2 protein-coding genes are annotated in these 3,891 nt (G+C 71.5%); both read right to left on the bottom strand.

The genetic code is table 11. The features are described 5' to 3' along the window. The coding region (locus C0461_RS13730) for a hydantoinase B/oxoprolinase family protein (protein ID WP_292107794.1) at positions 1 to 3,089 on the bottom strand (3,089 nt) is incomplete at its 3' end. Next, positions 3,086 to 3,891 (bottom strand): FAD-dependent oxidoreductase (locus tag C0461_RS13735; RefSeq protein ID WP_292107795.1); only part of this gene is annotated, 806 nt, incomplete at its 5' end. The genes C0461_RS13730 and C0461_RS13735, both read right to left, overlap by 4 nt.

Consider the following 3,891-nt stretch of genomic DNA (forward strand, 5'->3'; position numbering starts at 1 on the left):
TCCACCACCGCCTGGCTGGTCTCCACGTTGCCGGCCACCACGGCGGCGGGATGGCGCGGGTTCAGCATGGAGCCTTCGGGCACGATCAGCTCGATGGGCTTGAGGCAGCCCTCGTTCAGGGGGATGGCGTCGTCCACCAGGGTGCGGAAGACGTAAAGGACCGCCGCGCGGGTGATGGACAGGGGGGCGTTGAAATTGGTCGGGCGCTGGCCGCTGGTCCCGGTGAAATCGACCACCGCACGGCGTCCGGCGGGATCGATGTCGATCCTCACGCGGATGACCGCGCCGTCGTCCATTTCATAATCGAAGGCGCCGGGCTTCAGGGCGGCGATGGCGCGGCGCACGGCCTCCTCAGCGTTGTCCTGGACGTGGCCCATGTAGGCGGTGACCACCGGGCGGCCGAACTCGTCCACCATGCGGATCAGCTCGTCGGCGCCGCGGGTGCAGGCGGCGACCTGGGCCATCAGGTCAGCCAGATTCTGGTCGACGTTGCGCGACGGATAGGGCCCTGAGGCGAACAGGGCGCGGGTCTCGGGCTCGCGCAGGGCGCCTTCGTCGATCAGCAGGAAATCGTCGATCAGCACGCCTTCCTCGTCCACCGTGGTGGAGTCCGGCGGCATGGAGCCCGGGGTGGTCCCGCCCACGTCGGCGTGGTGGCCGCGCGCGGCGACGAAGAAGGCGGGGGCGTCGTCGCCGTTCAGGAACACCGGCATGATGACGGTGATGTCGGGCAGGTGGGTGCCGCCGTTGTAGGGAGCGTTGAGCATGTAGACGTCGCCCCGGCGCATGCCTCTCCCGTCGGTGCGCTGGCGGATGACGGTGCGGATGCTCTCGCCCATGGAGCCCAGGTGGACGGGGATGTGGGGGGCGTTGGCGATCAGGGCGCCGCCGGCGTCGAAGACGGCGCAGGAGAAGTCCAGCCGTTCCTTGATGTTGACTGAATAGGCGGTGGCGCGCAGGGCCTCGCCCATCTGTTCGGCGCAGGCCATGAAGCGGCTGTTGAACACCTCCAGCAGGATGGGATCGGCCTCGGTGCCCAAGGCTGTGCGAGCGGGCAGGGGGACGACGCGCTTCAGGATCAGATTGGCGTGGGCGTCCACCGTGGCGCGCCAGCCGGGCTCGAGCACGGTGGTGCCGGTGTCCTCCAGAATGATGGCCGGACCGTCCACGGCGGCGTCGGCGTCCAGATGTTCGCGCCGCCAGACGGGCGCGTCATGATCGGCGCCGGCCATGCGGACGGGGACGCGGGCGACCGGTTTCGCGGCGGTCGCGGCGGGCGGGGCCAGATCGCCGGCGCCCTGGTCGGAGGCGGCGACGGCCTCGACCTCCAGCGTCTCCACCACCAGCGGCTTGCCCTCGGCCACGAAGCCGAAGCGGCGGCGGTGGGCGGCCTCGAAGGCGGCGGTCATGGCGTCGGCGGGGCCGAAGGCCACCGTCAGCGGGGTGTCGGTTCCGGCGTATTTGATCTCGGCGCGGGGCAGGGTCTGCAGGGCGGCGTCGGCGAAGCCCTGGGCGGTCAGCTCGGCGCGGGCGGCGGCGTCCAGATCTGCGATGCGGGCGGCCAGGTCGGGGTCGTTGTGGGGCGACAGGGGCAGGGCGGCGGTGGCCTGGCGGATGGCGCGCACCTCGGCCAGACCCATGCCGTAGGCTGACAGCACCCCCGCGAACGGATGCAGCATCACCGTGGTCATGCCGAGCGCATCGGCCACCAGACAGGCGTGCTGGCCGCCCGCGCCGCCGAAGCAGTTCAGGGCGTAGCCGGTGACGTCGTGGCCCCGGCTGATGGAGATGGCCTTGATGGCCTCGGCCATGTTCTGGACCGCGATGGCGACGAAGCCCTCGGCCAGATCGGCGGGGGCGAGATCGCGGCCGGTCTCGGCCTTCACCTGATCGGACAGGGCGGCGAAACGTTCGCCCACCACCTCGGCGTCCAGCGGCTGGTCCGCCTCGGGGCCGAACACGGCGGGGAAGAACTCGGGCCGCAGCTTGCCCAGCATGACGTTGCAGTCGGTCACGGTCAGGGGGCCGCCACGGCGATAGGCGGCCGGTCCGGGCACCGCCCCGGCGGACTCTGGCCCGGCCCGCATGCGTCCGCCCTCGAAGCGGCAGATGGAGCCGCCGCCCGCCGCCACGGTGTGGATCGACAGCATGGGCGCGCGCAGGCGCACCCCTGCCACCACGGCGTCGGAGGTGCGCTCGTACTCGCCGGAGAAGTGGGAGACATCGGTGGAGGTGCCGCCCATGTCGAAGCCGATGACGCGCTCGAACCCGGCCTGACGCGCCGTCTCGGCCATGCCCACCACCCCGCCTGCGGGACCGGAGAGGATGGCGTCCTTGCCCCGGAAGGCGTCCGCCGCCGTCAGGCCGCCGGAGGACTGCATGAACAGCAGCGGCGCGTCGGGGCCCAGATCGGCGCCGACCCGGTCCACATAGGCGGCCAGCACCGGCGACAGATAGGCGTCGGCCACGGTGGTGTCGCCGCGCCCGATCAGCTTGATCAGGGCGCCCACCTCGTGGCTGACGGAAATCTGGGTGAAGCCGATCTCGCGCGCGATTTCGGCCACGCGCGTCTCGTGGTCGGTGAAGCGCCAGCCGTGGACGAGGACGATGGCGACTGATCGGAACCCATCGGCGTGGGCGGCGGTCAGGTCGGCGCGGGTCTTCGCCTCGTCCAGCGGACGGTCCACGGCGCCGTCCACGGTCAGGCGCTCGTCGATCTCGACCACCCGGTCGTACAGCTGGTCGTTCAGCTTGATGTGACGGGCGAAGATGTCGGGACGGCTCTGCCAGCCGATGCGCAGAGCGTCGCCGAAGCCGCGGGTGATGGCGAGGACGGTGGGCTGGCCCTTGCGCTCCAGCAGGGCGTTGGTGGCCACGGTGGTGCCCATGCGCACGGCGTCCACCCGCCCCGCCGGAAGCGGTCCGGGGGCGGCGTCCAGGATGCGCCGGACGCCCTCGGTGGCGGCGTCGGCGTAGCGCTCGGGATTGTCGGACAGCAGCTTGGCGGTGGTCAGGGCGCCGTCGGGCGCGCGGGCGACGATGTCGGTGAAGGTGCCGCCCCGGTCGATCCAGAAGCGCCAGCCGCTCATGCCGCCACTTCTTTCATGGACACGGACAGGTCGGCCAGTTTGGCGCGGTCGACGGGAGTCGCCCTGGCGATGAGCTGCTTGCCCATCATGAATTCGGGCGGGGCGTTGACGGCCTCCACCGCGCGGACCCGGTCGCCTTTCAGGTGGAAGACCGCGAATTTTGCGGCGGCGGGATCGCCGCGCACCACGAGGTCGTCGGCCTCGAAGGGCAGGCCGGCGATCTGCAGTTTCACGTCGTACTGGTCGGACCAGAACCAGGGCGTCTCGGGCGCGGGGGCGGGGCGGCCGGTGACGGCGGCGGCGACCTGTTTGGCCTGCTCCAGCGCATTGGGCACGCTCTCCAGACGGAACGAGCGGTCCTCGTAGAGCGGCAGGGGGCGCCAGGTCACATCGCCGATGGCGAAGATGGCGGGATCGCTGGTGCGGGCCTGATGGTCCACCACCACGCCATTCTCGCAAGGCAGGCCCGCCGCGCGCGCCAATTCGTCATTGGCCACACCGCCGACGCCCACCAGGGCGATGTCACAGGGAATGATGCGGCCGTCCTCCAGCCGCACGCTGGTGAGGACGCCGTCTGCAGCTTCGAAGCCGGAGACCGCGGCGTTCAGCTCGAGGCCGACGCCGTGGCTGCGATGGAGATCCTGAAAGAAGTCCGACAGGGGGCCGCAGGCGACGCGGGCCAGACAGCGAGATTCGCGCTCGATGATGACGGCCTCGGCGCCCAGGGCGCGGGCCGAGGCGGCGGCCTCCAGCCCCACATAGCCGCCGCCGACCACGGCGAGGCGCGCGCCGGGCTTCAGCA

It is taken from the genome of Brevundimonas sp. (assembly GCF_013823285.1).
Lineage (GTDB): Bacteria > Pseudomonadota > Alphaproteobacteria > Caulobacterales > Caulobacteraceae > Brevundimonas.